The sequence below is a fragment of the Candidatus Nanosynbacter sp. HMT-352 genome (genome assembly GCF_022819385.1).
GTDB lineage: Bacteria > Patescibacteriota > Saccharimonadia > Saccharimonadales > Saccharimonadaceae > Nanosynbacter.
This window is the reverse complement of sequence record NZ_CP089290.1, coordinates 183,534-196,590: the sequence shown is the minus strand read 5'-3', so window position 1 is coordinate 196,590 and position 13,057 is coordinate 183,534. Positions and strand designations below refer to the sequence as shown.

The following is a 13,057-nucleotide window of genomic DNA, read 5'->3' as shown; positions in this document are numbered from 1 at the left end:
TTATTAACAGATGAATATGCTATAATTTATTCATGTCACTTCAGCTAGATTCAGTAAAAAATCGCCAGAAAAGCTGGAAAAGCTATATCTTAACTATAATCGCAATCTTAATGATTCTTGGCGGAGTTTATTTGCTTGCTCTCATCAGCACGCCCCTTATTTTGTCGCAAAACATCGATCCAAAAGACAACCAGACCACTCAGCTCATCACTAAAACTGAGAATAAAATTACCGAAAATCGACTTTATATACCGAAAATCGACATAAATTTGCCTTATAGTACTGGCGGCGCCGAGACAATGGAACATGGTGCGTGGTGGCGTAAACCAGAAAACGGCAATCCAAAAGATGGTGGCAATTTTGTCTTATCTGCACACCGTTTTATTATGGGCCTAACTCCTCAGCAGACGCTCAGAAAATCGCCTTTTTATAATATTGATAAATTGACTGTCGGCGATGAAATTATCATTGACTATAACGGCGTGCGTTACAATTACGTCATCAGTGAAAAACAAAGCGTTAAGCCAGATGCCGTGGAAATCGAACAACTTACAGATCAGCCGCAATTAACTCTTTATTCCTGCACTTTGGGCGGCGCAAACGATGGACGAGATGTGATTATCGCCAAATTGAAAAAATAGCCAGAACAACAAAAATCCCCTTTTCGTCAAAGGGGATTTAAGCAGTTTTTAACGTAAACTATTTACGCAAACCTAATTTGGCAACAACTGCTTTGTAAGACTCAAAATCAGTTCGCTCCAAATATTTCAGCAAACGCTTGCGCTTACCAACCATTTGGATCAAGCCGCGACGAGCCATGAAGTCGTGCTTATTCGCCTTCAAATGCTCCGTGACTTCTTTGATACGAGCCGTCAAAACCGACACCTGAGCCTGTGGGCTACCAACGTCGTTTTTATTGACCTGAGTCAAAGCAATTGCTTTCGCTTTATTTTCTTTGCTAATCATAGCTCTGTAATTATACCAAGCTTCTCTGTTTTTTGCAATTAACTAGTAATTCCAAAATCCGCCAGAGTCTTTGCCTGATCAATAGAATAGTCGGCTATTTTTGTTCGACGCAAATTCTCGCAATACGCACCCGTCCCTAGTTTCTCGCCAATGTCCACCGCCAGCGTCCGAATATAAGTTCCGCTTGAAACGTGAGTTCTGATCTTTAATTTAGGGTATTCGTATGCCAATAACTCCAATGAGTAAATTTCTATCACACGCTTAGGAATCTCAACTTGTTTACCTTCGCGCGCCAATTTATACGCTCTTTCACCGTTAATTTTTATTGCGCTAAAAATCGGCGGCGTCTGCTCAATTTTTCCCACAAATTGGCTAACCACCTGCTGAACTTCTTCCAAACTCGGCTCATAATCAGACACATCAGTAATTTCGCCTTCTGGATCACCCGTCGAACTATTCTTGCCCAGAATAATTTCTGCCTCGTACCACTTATCCAGCTTAGTGAAAGTTTCAGCTTCGCGGCATTTCTTTCCAGTCATAATAATCATTAGCCCAGTAGCAAACGGATCAAGCGTACCCGTGTGGCCAACCTTTACCTTCTTTCCCGCCTGATTAGATAAAACTCGCCGCAAGCGCGCTACCACCCCAAAGCTAGTCATTCCCTGAGGTTTGTCTATGAGAATCACTTCGTCCATCAACTATTGTCCTGGAATGTGGAATTGCGCTGGATTGAAGTCTGCATTTTGAGCTGGCTGAGTTGGCATCGCGGTGATCGGCGCAGGTGCTGGAGCTTGCGGAGCGGCTACTGGCTCAGGAGCCACCCCCAACGGTGCAATCTGTGGCAATCCATTTACATCAACACCTGTAGGTGCTGGCGGCATTGGTGGCAAAGCGCCGAAATCTGGCATTGCTGGTGGCATTGGCAAATCGAAACCTGGAATGCTATTTTCAGGATTTGTTATTGCTGGCTCAATTGGCGCAATCGGCTGGCTCGGAGCTGGCGCTACTGGATTATTCAATTGATTTGTGTCGTTAGTAATTGCCGAAATAATCGACTCTTCAGATTGCGGCGCAACAGGTATTGTCGACAATTTTTGCTCAGCGGCGTTAGTTGTCGCGAACGGGTCAATCTTCGGTGGTTCATCAGACGCACCCATAGCCGCATTTAACGGAGTATCGCCAAACGACGGCGTGTTATCGCCCACGTATTTACCGTGCGTTAAGATGGTTTTATTTTGATCGCTAGCCAATTCCCTAATCTTATCCTCGGCAGCCTGTGTAGTCGTTGCGTTCAGAGTGCCACCCATCAGCGGAGTTTCCTCAAAAGAAAGCTCGCCCTTTGAAACTATTTTTTCACTCGGCTTTTCTTCCTCGACTTGTGGCTCCTCCTTTATTGGCTCAATTTTAGCCAATTTCTCTTCGGCAATCCTAGCAGACTCTTCTTGCTTTTCCTTCGCCGTTTGTTCGGCTACCTCATCAACATCGCCCTTCTTTTCGTGGCTAATCGACAAAGTTCCGTCCGCGTGTACAGTTTCCTCATCTTTCTCCGCTTCTTCAGTTTTATCCTCTGAGGCTTCCTCTTTTTCTGGAGATTTTTCTTCGATCTTTTCAATCTTCTGCGGCTCGTCCTCTACTTCGCTCTCTGCGATCTTTGAAACCACCAATTGCTGATTTGCGCCCGCCGCCATAAGTTCTGCGGCTGTAGTCATAACCTTTGATGACGTATTGCTATTACTAAATCGGTCAGTCACTGCAACAATTCCCGTAAGCAAAGCCGTCGCCATCTGCTCGTCCAGAGTTACCTTCGGCGTTTTCAGATCATCAAGAAGCTCAACAACCATTTCACTCACGCCACTAGCATTAGATTCGTGCCAATCAACAGAACCCAGACCACTCTTTACATCGCCCGCTGTTATAGCCGCAACCGTAGCATCGTGCAAAATCTTACCGTGCGCAGTCAAAGCCGTATCAATACTTTCACTATTTTCAACATTTAGCGCCAGAACTAGCTCAACGTTATAATCACCCTGTGAAAATTCCAAGTCTTTATCGGTAATTGTCGTACGATATGGCGTAATAAAAATCTTCACCGCGTCATCAACAACTTTATAGCGCAAATGGTCAGCCTTTTCTTTATCCAAGGCAATAATAAAATCACGTAAAGAATCTGCAGTCTGCTCAAACGTCTTATCAGGATTCAAGAACGTAATTGCTGGCGGAATGTCGCCGCTAAACACAGCCGTAGCGTGCTTCCCTAGTTTATTGAGGAAAATCGTCAATCCTAACGCTGCCGACAATTCGTCGACTGATGGGCTAGAACTCACCGTCACTAAAATATTAGTTACATCCTTGATGCTCTGGATTACTTTTTGCTTTGCTGATCCGTTTGACATGATTTTTCCTATGTTTGTTTTTTGTAATTACGCTTGGCATCACTATACCATAAGCAGTACCATAAAGTCAATATCTAAGCCGCCTCTTTACAATTTATGCTATTTTCTGTATAATTCTTCCTGATTAGCGATACAAATCTATAGAGGTAAAGGAGAAACATGCCAATCATCAAATCCGCCATCAAGCGTGCTAAACAAACTCTAAAGCGCCGCGAGCGAAACATCAGCATTAAAAAAGACATTAAGACTGCTGTTAAAGCTTTCTCTGCAGAACCAAGCACAAAAACTCTTGCTGCAGCACAAAGCGAAATCGACACCGCTGTTAAAAAAGGCTTGATTAAGAAAAATACCGCTGCTCGCCGAAAGAGCGCATTAAGCAAAATTGCTAAAAAAGCAGGTGTTACATTAGAAGCCGCTAAAAAACCAGCCGCAAAGCCAGCAACAGCTAAGAAAACTGCTGCTAAAAAAGCTCCAGCAAAGAAGCCAGCTGCTAAGAAATCTGAAAAATAATCTGTAAAGATTACTAGAAAATACCCCGGAATTAACTGGGGTATTTTTATTTTCCAATTCCAACCAGCGCCGCCTCCACAATCAGCCACGGATTTACAGAGGTTGTTTTCATTTGTAAGTCCGCCCGAAGCAGCGCGTCATTTATCCTCTTCAGTTTTTCCTTATCGACACCTTTTGCTGAAGACGCCAATTTTCGTAAAACATACGGACTAGCTGAAAAATCCGAAGCCACCAACTTACTGTCGCCGCCAGCCAAAACCAACGCCGTCAAGTTAGTTGCCTGCGAGGCAAGTAATCCCATTGTCTGATAGGCGCCATCAACGCCACTTTCCGACTCCAAATAACTAATTATGTCGTGGACCTTATCATAATCACCCGCCAGCGCCGAAATAAACAAATCAAACACATTTTCCGGCCTCGCCAAAGGTATAAAGTTGTCAATTAAATCATCCGTCACTTTTTCCGCCAGCGCTAATTGATCCAAAAAGTTACTCAGTCGCAACTGATCAAATCCCAAACGATCGACAATTATCTCTGCTTGACGATTCGTTAATTCACACCCACGAGCCTTTGCTTCCGCCACGCACCATTTTAAAAGTTGCGGTTTTTGACGATCACTAAGCGGTGAAAATTCCTGAACTTTGGCATTTTTCTGTAGCCACTTATACGTTTTCGTTCGCTTATCAATTTTATCTTCCACCAAAATAATTGTCCTGTCATCATCAAACTTCATATCTGGAAGTTGCGACCAAATCTCAGAATTTTCGCCTAGTTTTGAAATCAAATACACCGACGAGTTCATAAACAGTGTCTGCCCAATTGCTATTTCCTGCATGCCAGCCAGCGTCAAATCTTCGCCATCATATCGCGCCACTTTTTCATCGCCAATCAGCTTAGCAATTGCTCGCCGTTTCTCGAATTCGTTTTCGCCGTAAAAAAGGTAAATCACTTCGCCTCCACTTGGCAAACTGGACAAATATGCGTACCGCGTCCAGAAACCTTCATCTTTACAATCTCTTGATCAGGATGCCGATGGCACGGCTGACCTTCCCGACGAAATACGTGCGCAAACGACAGATAATTCCCTTTTCTGCCTTCAGCGTCAACATAATTTTTATCCGTCGAGCCACCCTGATCAATACTCAATTGCAAAATCTGGCGCAGTTCATTAAACAAATCTTCCAATTGGTCATCGCTAACATTCCTAACGCGCGTCTGAGGGTGAATTTTCGCAGCCCACAGAGCTTCATCGGCATAAATATTGCCAACCCCAGCAATCACCGACTGATCAAGAAACGCTGGCTTTATCATCGAATTTTGCCGACGGCGAATTCGCTTAATAAAGTCACCCGCCTCAGTTTTTTTATCGAGCGGTTCCGGACCAACTTTCTGCATAAATGGCAAATTTTCTATCTCATCAGTCGGCATCAATTTCATCCAGCCAAACTTACGCTGATCATTAAAAAACAGGTGCGAACCATCTGTAAAGTCAATTTGCACTCGTGTCGACTTATCTGGTAATTCACCAATCAAACTATCATTCGGATGACCACCAGCAAAACTATTAGCCCCACGAAAAATCAATTGCCCAGTCATCTTAAGATGTATCACCAGCGAATAACGCGTATCAAGATCAATCATCAGCACTTTTGCACGACGTCGCACCGCCGTTACATGCGCACCGTATAAAAATTGCTGAACGTCTGTGGGTGAATTCGGAAAACTCTTTGGTGAATCAAATACCGTCGCTCGCACAACAGCCTGACCTGGCAGCAAATCCGCCAAACCGCGACGAACTGTCTCAACTTCGGGTAGTTCTGGCATTCGGCAAGTCCTACAGCTTAAATAAAGCTTCTTCTTGACTTAGGCCAATTCCAGCCGCCATTTTTTTGCCGTCAGGAATTTGTTTCAAAAACATATCCAAAATCTCGTTCACGTTAGCTTGTGCCGAGCCTTTAGAGCCGCTACAATCCGACGTCCACAAGCTCTTCACAACGGAATTGTCCTTCAAAGTTTCGAATTTGTAAATTTTACCGCTAGCACAAATCCCCCGCAAATCGTTTTGCTGCTCAGTTAGCGGCGTGCCTTCCATCATTTTTCGCTTATCGAGCGCATAAACCAGCTCCGTATAAGCCCTGCTGTTATTGTCCAATTTTTTCTCTGCAATCGGCTTATCCAAATAACCCTCGTACGTTGTCATTTCGCGAGATTCTGGCGAAATAGTGATGCTGTATGAGCGGAAATTCTCATTCGCTACAATCGGTCCGCGCACTGTCAATCGAACCGCGCTTCCCACGTCCGTCGACAACAAAGCAACTTGCCCTACGTTAACATTCTGATCCGTTGTTTGACCTGAATCGTTTTTGCCAAATAATGCTCGACCAATCGCAATAACCGCTGCTACCGCCACAACCGTGATAACAATAACCAGCAAAATTGGTACAAATCGAGAAAATGAATTTCGTCGTTGAGTGTATTTCATGGCGTAATTATACCATATTTTCTACACTTCACCCCAATTTACGCCCGTACCGATATCTACTTTCAATTTAATCGGTAATTCCGGACAAACGCCCTCCATTTCGGCTTTCATAATCTCGCTGACTTTCTGGATGTCTTCAGGTTTGCATTCCACCAAAATCGAATCATGAACTTGTAGAATTGCGTCAGCCAAGCCCGACAATTTATCCTCCAACCGAATCATTGCCAATTTCATCAAATCCGCTTCCGTACCTTGAATTGGCATATTCATCGCAGCCCTTTCCGCCGAAGATCGCACCATAAAATTGCTCGATTTTACATCAGGCGTTGGTCGTCGCCTGCCAAAATACGTTTCAACAAATCCCTGTTCTCGCGCTTGAGTTAGAATTTTATCCAAGTACTGACGAATCGGTTTTCGCACCTCAAAATAATGATCAATAAACTTTTTCGCCTCTGTAAATGACATTCCCGTAGCCGCCGCCAAACCGTGCGGGCTCATTCCGTAAAGTACACCAAAATTGATCACTTTCGCCGCTCGGCGCTGAGATTTGCTTACTTCATCAATCGATATTCCGTATGTTTCCGCCGCCGTTTTTGCGTGAATATCAACATCGCTATTAAAGTCTTCGATCAACTTCTCGTCGCCAGCCAACACGGCAGCCAGCCTCAGCTCAAATTGCGAATAATCCGCGCCGACAAAAACTTTGCCATCACTCGGAACAAACGCCTGGCGAATTTTCCTGCCCAGTTCAGTCCGCACCGGAATATTCTGTAAATTCGGATTTGTACTACTCAGCCGCCCCGTGCTGGTTACGTCCTGATTGAATGTAGTGTGAATTCGCCCATCAGTCGCCATCAATTTTGGTAACGCCTCAATGTATGTGCTGATCAATTTGGTCAATTCTCGATATCGCTCAATCAACTCAATAATCGGATGTTGTCCGCGTAATTTGTCCAACTCTTTTTGACCTGTTGAATATCCAGTTTTCCCCTTTTTTATGCCCGCAGTTGGTAATTGTAATTTGGTAAATAAAACCTCAGAAAGTTGCGCTGGACTAGACGCGTTAAACTCATATCCAGCCATGGAATACATTTGTTGTTCAAGCCCGCTGACTTCCGCCGCCAGCTCATCGCCCATCTGTTTTAATAGTGTATCGTCCAACTTCATCCCGCGTTTTTCCATCTGGAATAGCGCCCAAATTACTGGAAAATCAAACTCGTAAGCCACACGTGCAATTTGCGAATTGTTCGACATGTAAACTTTTTGTTCACGATAAATTTTGTGTAAGCGAGCCAATTGATAAGGCGAGGAATTGTCGTCAGAAAAATAGCCAGACAGCGCACTCAAACTACGATCACGCTTCAGCGGGTCAATCAAAAACGCCGCCTGCTCAACGTCCCAAACTTCGTGAAAACGCACCGCCACGCCATGATTATCCAGCTCGTGATACAACTGCTTGACATCCGCCGCGATCACAATTCCCTGCGCCAATAATTGCCACATAGACTGGCTAATTTCGCTAATTTTCGCCGTCCATGCCGACTCAGGATTCGAGCTTATGTAAATTACGTCAGGCTCCGACGAATCGATATATATTATATTTTCCGCCTCAAACATCGGCGTATCGGGCAATTTTTCAATTCGTGGAATATCCAACTTCGGTTCTTCTTTTTTCTCATTTTCCGCCGCTTGCATCGTTCGCGGTAATCGTCCAATCAGCGAATTAAACTCCAACTTCTGCAGAATTTCCGTTACTCGCGCAAAATCGCAATCATTAACATCCGCCACATCCCAGTCCAGCTCAATCGGCGCGTCCGTCCAAATTTCCGCCACTTGCTTGGTCAAATATGCCGACTCGCGACCATTTTCCAACTTCGTTCGCAAAGCGCCTTTTTGCTCGTCCAAATGCTCATAAACTCCGTCCAGAGTTTCATATTCTTGCAATAATTTCACCGCTGTTTTCTCGCCAATTCCCGGCACTCCCGGCAAATTATCACTTGAATCGCCCTTCAGTGCCTTCAAATCTAAGAATTGTTCCGTCCGAATTCCGTATTTTTCTTCAAAATATTCCGCCGTGAACTCCTCGATATTCCTTAAACCATTTTTCATAGCGTAAACCTTGGTCATTGGTGATATCAATTGCAATGCGTCCAAATCAGACGTTATCAAGCATGTTTCAATTCCGCGAGATTCCGCTTGTCTGGCAAACGCGCCCATAATATCGTCCGCCTCGTAATCATCAATTTCATAAAGCGGCCAGCCAAACGCATCGAGCAGTTCGTGTAAAATCGGAATTTGCTGATAAAAGTCATCGGGTGCTGGCTTGCGACCAGCTTTATATTCTGGATATAATTCCCGCCGCTTGCGGATATTCGTGCCTCGCTTATCCCAAGCTACCGCCACATAATCCGGCTCTAATTTCTTAATTAGCTCAATTGCCAAACTTACAAATCCATACACACCACCAGTCGGAGTTCCGTCAGCCATCGACAATCCCGGCATAGCATAATAACCTCGGTAAAACACCGACTTTCCATCAATAACTACTAGACGCTTCATAGTTCTATTGTAGCATTTAAGCGACTGTCGTTAGAGAGTTGATTATTGACGCTTCGGCAAGTTTTTGTTGTATTCTCCCATAATTATCATAAATCTCCCCAAATATTTTTTTAGCATTGAAAGAATTATTACCCTGTTTTTTCTGCCATTTGCCGTATCTCTCATAGATTTCTCTAAGTTCTTCCATAGAATTGTAGAAGCCATCATCGTATTTCATCCAACGCCTATGAGACTCCCACTTTTCCCTTTCGTAACTGTAGAGGTGACAGTATTCACTTGTCTTATTTATATCTGTCTTATCGCTCGTTAGTATATGCAAGATTTCTACATCACCAAAATTATCAAATCCGACAGAAAATTTATAAATCGATCCCCGTAATATAGAAATAGAAGTAGGCACAAAATCAACTATAGAAAGATCATCTATAAAAACATAATCAAACTCATCTTTATCGTATGGCATCTTATATATCTGATATCGATCTTTCGGATTAGGTGACGAAGTGTCAGGATTCTTCCAAATCATCCATACCTGACCATACTGATCAATAACCGGTTTGTTAACAAATTTTTCCCATGTCTTACTACGATCAAATTTCGATTCCAGTTCCTTAACTTGCTCTAATATATTATCCCATTGAACTTTTTTACGATATTCTATTAAACGACCCCAGATACTAAAATCAGAAAGTGGATCCTGAGGTAACTCTCCAGTATGTCCATGAAGTGTTTCCATAGTGTGTAGCTTAAAGATACTCTCTATTTGGAAGAATGTCAACAAATTGTTAAAATTAGTACATGACACAACCATACGCAAAAATTATCGCCCTGGTTGGATTGGCGGGCAGCGGCAAAAGTTCGGCTGTCGAATATTTGACAGAAAAAGGATTTCCAAAAATTTACTTCGGTGGCGTTATTTATAAAGCCATGGACGAAGCTGGAATTGAAAAAACTTGGGACAATCAACAGCAATTTCGCGAAGAGATTCGTCGCCGCGAAGGCAAAGATTTCGTAATCAAACGCGTCATAAAAAATATCCACGATTTAATAAACGCTGGGCAAAATAAAATCGTTTTGGACGGATTATACACTTGGAGTGAATATAAATTCCTTAAGCACGAATTTCCTGGACAAGTTGTCGTTATTGCTATTGTTACACCGAAATACCTCCGTTATCAACGAATGGCTAAGCGCATAGAGCGCCCAATGCAACCGCACGAAGTTGATCAGCGCGACTGGTCAGAAATCGAGAATTTGGAAAAAGGTGGACCAATTGCTATTGCTGATTATTTCATCATTAACGACGGCAGCCTCGAGCAATTACACCAAAAAATAGACGCCGCAACTCACGACGCCCATTTTTGTAAATCGCCCGAACAGTGTTAATTAGTCCAGATATTCGTAAAGTTTTTTCGCATCTTTGTGCTTACGAAGTTTTGCTAGTGCCTTAGCTTCAATCTGGCGGATTCGCTCACGCGTAACTGCAAATTCCTGACCAACTTCTTCCAAAGTGTGGTTTTTTCCATTATCCAAACCAAAACGCATTCGAACAATTTTCTGCTCGCGATCACTCAAACTTGATAGAATTTCCTGAACTTGCTCTTTTAACAATTGATTTGAAGCGGAATCTTCTGGCGAAACCGTATCTTCGTCAACGATAAAATCTTGCAAAACTGAGTCGTCATCTTCACCATCACGCCCAACGCCAGCATCCAAAGAAGAAATGTCTTGCTTGATCTTAATGACATATTCAATTTTCTCTGGTTCCATATCCAGCTCTTTAGACAATTCTTCAATTGTTGGCTCACGGTTCAATTCCTGTGTCATTCGTCGCTGAGTACGCAGCAATTTATTGATCGTTTCCACCATGTGAACTGGAATACGAATCGTTCGCGCCTGATCAGCAATCGCACGCGTAATTGCCTGACGAATCCACCAAGTCGCATAAGTCGAAAACTTAAACCCCTTATCCGGATCAAACTTCTCAACCGCACGTAAAAGTCCAGTATTTCCTTCTTGAATCAAATCCAAAAAGTCCAAACCACGACCAGAATAACGCTTAGCAATTGACACCACCAAACGCATATTCGCCTCAGCCATCTTATCCTTAGCCTTTTTATCACCCTCGACAATTCGGCGCGCCAAGTCCATTTCCTCTTCAGCGCTAAGTAGTGGGATTTTACCAATTTCCCGCAGATACAGCCTGACCGAGTCATCCGACACGTCGTCCAAATATTGCCCAGTTGTCAACGAATCCAAATCTTCCGATTCTTCTTCGTCTATAAGCGTTGGATCAAAATCATCATCTTCGTTTAAGTTTACTGGCTTCGTCGTGATATCGTCGCTCACTTTTTCTCCTTAATCAGATTATTTAAGCTCTGGCGCAAATTCTGAGACAAAACCTCATCACCCGACGCCTCGGCCTCCCTAAGCTGCGTTAATAATTGATTCTTTTTGTTTTCGCGATGTTTGATTGTTATCTGTCTGACTAGCCGAGCCATCTCTTCGTCCAAGCTTTTTTGCTCCCAATTGGCGTAACGACTTTCACTTTTCAACTGTACTATTTTCACATACTGTTCAATTTTTTGCAAGTCCAGGGGAACTTCACCCAAATCCGCGTCTGGATTATTCCGCAAATAGCCAATTAACTGCCGCGCGTTGTCATCATCCAACATTTCGCCAGAAACCGCCGCCAACCAGCGCCGCACAGATTTTTCACTCGCCGCCAACCCCGCCAGCATATCTTCAGTTTCATCCTGAACCGGAGTCGGTTTTTCTTTTTCAATTTTAGCCTTTTTCAATTGATGTTCAGCGACTTTTTCATTCGACAATTTCGCCTTCAGTGCGGTGATTGACGCGCCAGTTTTTTCAGAAATCACCAACAAATAATGCTCTTGTTCCACTGGATCTTTCAAGCCTCGGACAATTCTCAGCGCAATGGTCGAAAATCTTCGCTTGCCTTCCGCCGACTTCAAATTCTCCATTTCCGCGTATCTAGCAATCACCCAATCCACCGCTGGCTGAGATTGGTCAATCGCCGCTTGCCAAAGCGCTGAATCTTTTTGGACCAATTCGTCTGGATCTTTGACGCCATCAGGTAAGCTCACCACTTCCAATTCCACGCCGACTTCCTGCGCCAAATTGATAGCGCGCTCCGTTGCGTTAACTCCCGCTCGATCGCCATCAAACGCCAAGCGAATCCGCCCCGCCAATCGACTAAGCGACTTCAAATGTTGCGTCGTCATCGCCGTTCCAGAGGTCGCAACCACGTTTTTGATGCCCGCTTGATGACTACTAATCACATCCAAATTGCCCTCAACAATCACCGCCACATCGCTTTTTCGAATCGCTTCCTTGGCTTGATGCAAACCAAAAATATGTCGCGATTTATCAAATAACAGCGTTTGCGGCGTGTTCAAATATTTTGGCGCGCGCGGATCGTCACGAATAATTCTGCCCGTAAATCCCACAACTTCGCCATTGCCATCACTCAATGCCACCATCATTCGCCCGCGAAACAAATCGCCACCAAACCGATTCGACAAGCCAGCGTCCGCCAATTCCTGCTTAGAAAATCCTCTTTTTTCCAACGCTTTCGTCAATGTGTCGCCATTCTCTGGCGCATAGCCAATCAAAAAATCACCAATTGTTTGACGATTTAATCGCCGTTTTTTAACCACATAATCCAGAGCTAATGAATTTTTTACCAAATTCTGCTGATAGAAATTAGCAGCCAGCTTCAGCGCCTCCCTAGCCCTGGCGCGACGCTTGGCTGTTCGTCCGTCGCCATTAGAAAACAAAGTCAGATCAACGCCTGCCTTCCGAGCCAAATGTTCCAGCGATTGACGAAAATCCATTCCTTCCACCATCATCACAAACGTAAAAATATCGCCGCCTTTTCCAGAAGAAAAATCGTGCCAAATCTGCTTTTCTGGACTAACCATAAAGCTTGGGGTTCGCTCATCAGTAAACGGACTTAAACCCTTCAAATTGCGCCCTGCTCGCTTCAACTGAACATACTCACCAATCACATCCTCGATGTTTAGTCGCGCCCGCACTTCTTCTTTGGCATCATTCATATTTTTATTATATCACTCTTTACCTCTGTTATTGTTTGTGGTTAAATAGAAATATGTATCCTGACAAT

Annotated in this window: 13 protein-coding genes; 3 read left to right on the top strand and 10 right to left on the bottom strand. The window is 43.8% G+C overall.

What is annotated here, in order from left to right; genetic code table 11:
• Nucleotides 1-32: 32 nt before the first annotated feature.
• Complete coding sequence (locus LRM44_RS01015) at nt 33-641, top strand: sortase (RefSeq protein WP_243804204.1); 609 nt, start codon at nt 33-35, stop codon at nt 639-641.
• 58 nt (nt 642-699) lie between these two features.
• Here LRM44_RS01015 and rpsO read toward each other — a convergent pair whose 3' ends face one another.
• The 3 genes from rpsO to LRM44_RS01000 are packed head-to-tail and all read right to left on the bottom strand — an operon-like array spanning nt 700 to nt 3,359.
• Nucleotides 700-966, bottom strand: coding sequence for a 30S ribosomal protein S15 (rpsO, locus tag LRM44_RS01010; RefSeq protein ID WP_129632131.1), 267 nt, complete (start codon nt 964-966; stop codon nt 700-702).
• Nucleotides 967-1,004: 38 nt separating this feature from the next.
• Nucleotides 1,005-1,661: a tRNA pseudouridine(55) synthase TruB gene (truB, locus tag LRM44_RS01005; protein ID WP_243804203.1), complete on the bottom strand. Its 657-nt coding sequence runs from the start codon at nt 1,659-1,661 to the stop codon at nt 1,005-1,007.
• A 3-nt stretch (nt 1,662-1,664) separates the two neighbouring features.
• Nucleotides 1,665-3,359 carry a hypothetical protein gene (locus tag LRM44_RS01000; protein WP_243804200.1) on the bottom strand — a complete coding sequence of 565 codons (1,695 nt, stop codon included), beginning with the start codon at nt 3,357-3,359 and terminating at the stop codon, nt 1,665-1,667.
• Nucleotides 3,360-3,518: 159 nt separating this feature from the next.
• Here LRM44_RS01000 and rpsT point away from each other — a divergent pair, with 159 nt between their 5' ends.
• Entirely contained in the window at nt 3,519-3,869 is a 351-nt protein-coding gene (gene rpsT, locus LRM44_RS00995) for a 30S ribosomal protein S20 (protein ID WP_253073852.1), read from the top strand.
• Between the two features lie 46 nt (nt 3,870-3,915).
• Here rpsT and holA read toward each other — a convergent pair whose 3' ends face one another.
• Genes holA through LRM44_RS00970 form a run of 5 tightly spaced genes read right to left on the bottom strand, consistent with a single transcriptional unit; the run spans nt 3,916 to nt 9,646 of the window.
• Complete coding sequence (holA, locus tag LRM44_RS00990) at nt 3,916-4,818, bottom strand: DNA polymerase III subunit delta (protein ID WP_243804198.1); 903 nt, start codon at nt 4,816-4,818, stop codon at nt 3,916-3,918.
• Nucleotides 4,815-5,693: a bifunctional DNA-formamidopyrimidine glycosylase/DNA-(apurinic or apyrimidinic site) lyase gene (gene mutM, locus LRM44_RS00985; RefSeq protein ID WP_129743855.1), complete on the bottom strand. Its 879-nt coding sequence runs from the start codon at nt 5,691-5,693 to the stop codon at nt 4,815-4,817. The genes holA and mutM overlap by 4 nt, the downstream gene beginning before the upstream one ends.
• 10 nt (nt 5,694-5,703) lie before the next feature.
• The gene (locus LRM44_RS00980) at nt 5,704-6,351 is read right to left on the bottom strand and encodes a hypothetical protein (RefSeq protein WP_146423893.1); all 648 of its coding nucleotides are present in this window, start codon (nt 6,349-6,351) and stop codon (nt 5,704-5,706) included.
• Nucleotides 6,352-6,372: 21 nt separating this feature from the next.
• Entirely contained in the window at nt 6,373-8,910 is a 2,538-nt protein-coding gene (gene polA / locus LRM44_RS00975; protein ID WP_243804196.1) for a DNA polymerase I, read from the bottom strand.
• A gap of 16 nt (nt 8,911-8,926) precedes the next feature.
• The gene (locus LRM44_RS00970; RefSeq protein WP_243804194.1) at nt 8,927-9,646 is read right to left on the bottom strand and encodes a hypothetical protein; all 720 of its coding nucleotides are present in this window, start codon (nt 9,644-9,646) and stop codon (nt 8,927-8,929) included.
• Nucleotides 9,647-9,708: 62 nt separating this feature from the next.
• Between LRM44_RS00970 and LRM44_RS00965 the strand changes: the two genes are divergently transcribed.
• On the top strand, nt 9,709-10,296 hold the full coding sequence (locus tag LRM44_RS00965) for an AAA family ATPase (protein WP_129744938.1): 588 nt from the start codon (nt 9,709-9,711) through the stop codon (nt 10,294-10,296).
• Here LRM44_RS00965 and rpoD read toward each other — a convergent pair whose 3' ends face one another.
• Nucleotides 10,297-11,259 (bottom strand): RNA polymerase sigma factor RpoD, encoded by a 963-nt coding sequence (gene rpoD / locus LRM44_RS00960; protein WP_129635320.1) that lies wholly within the window; start codon nt 11,257-11,259, stop codon nt 10,297-10,299.
• Entirely contained in the window at nt 11,256-12,989 is a 1,734-nt protein-coding gene (gene dnaG, locus LRM44_RS00955) for a DNA primase (protein ID WP_243804192.1), read from the bottom strand. Before dnaG ends, rpoD begins: the two co-directional genes overlap by 4 nt.
• Nucleotides 12,990-13,057 lie beyond the last annotated feature (68 nt).

What these genes read in the sequence shown, in the direction of transcription:
- dnaG (WP_243804192.1), bottom strand. Translation starts at nt 12,989, where the DNA reads ATGAATGATGCCAAAGAAGAAGTGCGGGCGCGACTAAACATCGAGGAT.
- LRM44_RS01000 (WP_243804200.1), bottom strand. Translation starts at nt 3,359, where the DNA reads ATGTCAAACGGATCAGCAAAGCAAAAAGTAATCCAGAGCATCAAGGAT.
- truB (WP_243804203.1), bottom strand. Translation starts at nt 1,661, where the DNA reads ATGGACGAAGTGATTCTCATAGACAAACCTCAGGGAATGACTAGCTTT.
- LRM44_RS00965 (WP_129744938.1), top strand. Translation starts at nt 9,709, where the DNA reads ATGACACAACCATACGCAAAAATTATCGCCCTGGTTGGATTGGCGGGC.
- polA (WP_243804196.1), bottom strand. Translation starts at nt 8,910, where the DNA reads ATGAAGCGTCTAGTAGTTATTGATGGAAAGTCGGTGTTTTACCGAGGT.
- rpsO (WP_129632131.1), bottom strand. Translation starts at nt 966, where the DNA reads ATGATTAGCAAAGAAAATAAAGCGAAAGCAATTGCTTTGACTCAGGTC.
- LRM44_RS00980 (WP_146423893.1), bottom strand. Translation starts at nt 6,351, where the DNA reads ATGAAATACACTCAACGACGAAATTCATTTTCTCGATTTGTACCAATT.
- LRM44_RS00970 (WP_243804194.1), bottom strand. Translation starts at nt 9,646, where the DNA reads ATGGAAACACTTCATGGACATACTGGAGAGTTACCTCAGGATCCACTT.
- mutM (WP_129743855.1), bottom strand. Translation starts at nt 5,693, where the DNA reads ATGCCAGAACTACCCGAAGTTGAGACAGTTCGTCGCGGTTTGGCGGAT.
- LRM44_RS01015 (WP_243804204.1), top strand. Translation starts at nt 33, where the DNA reads ATGTCACTTCAGCTAGATTCAGTAAAAAATCGCCAGAAAAGCTGGAAA.
- rpsT (WP_253073852.1), top strand. Translation starts at nt 3,519, where the DNA reads ATGCCAATCATCAAATCCGCCATCAAGCGTGCTAAACAAACTCTAAAG.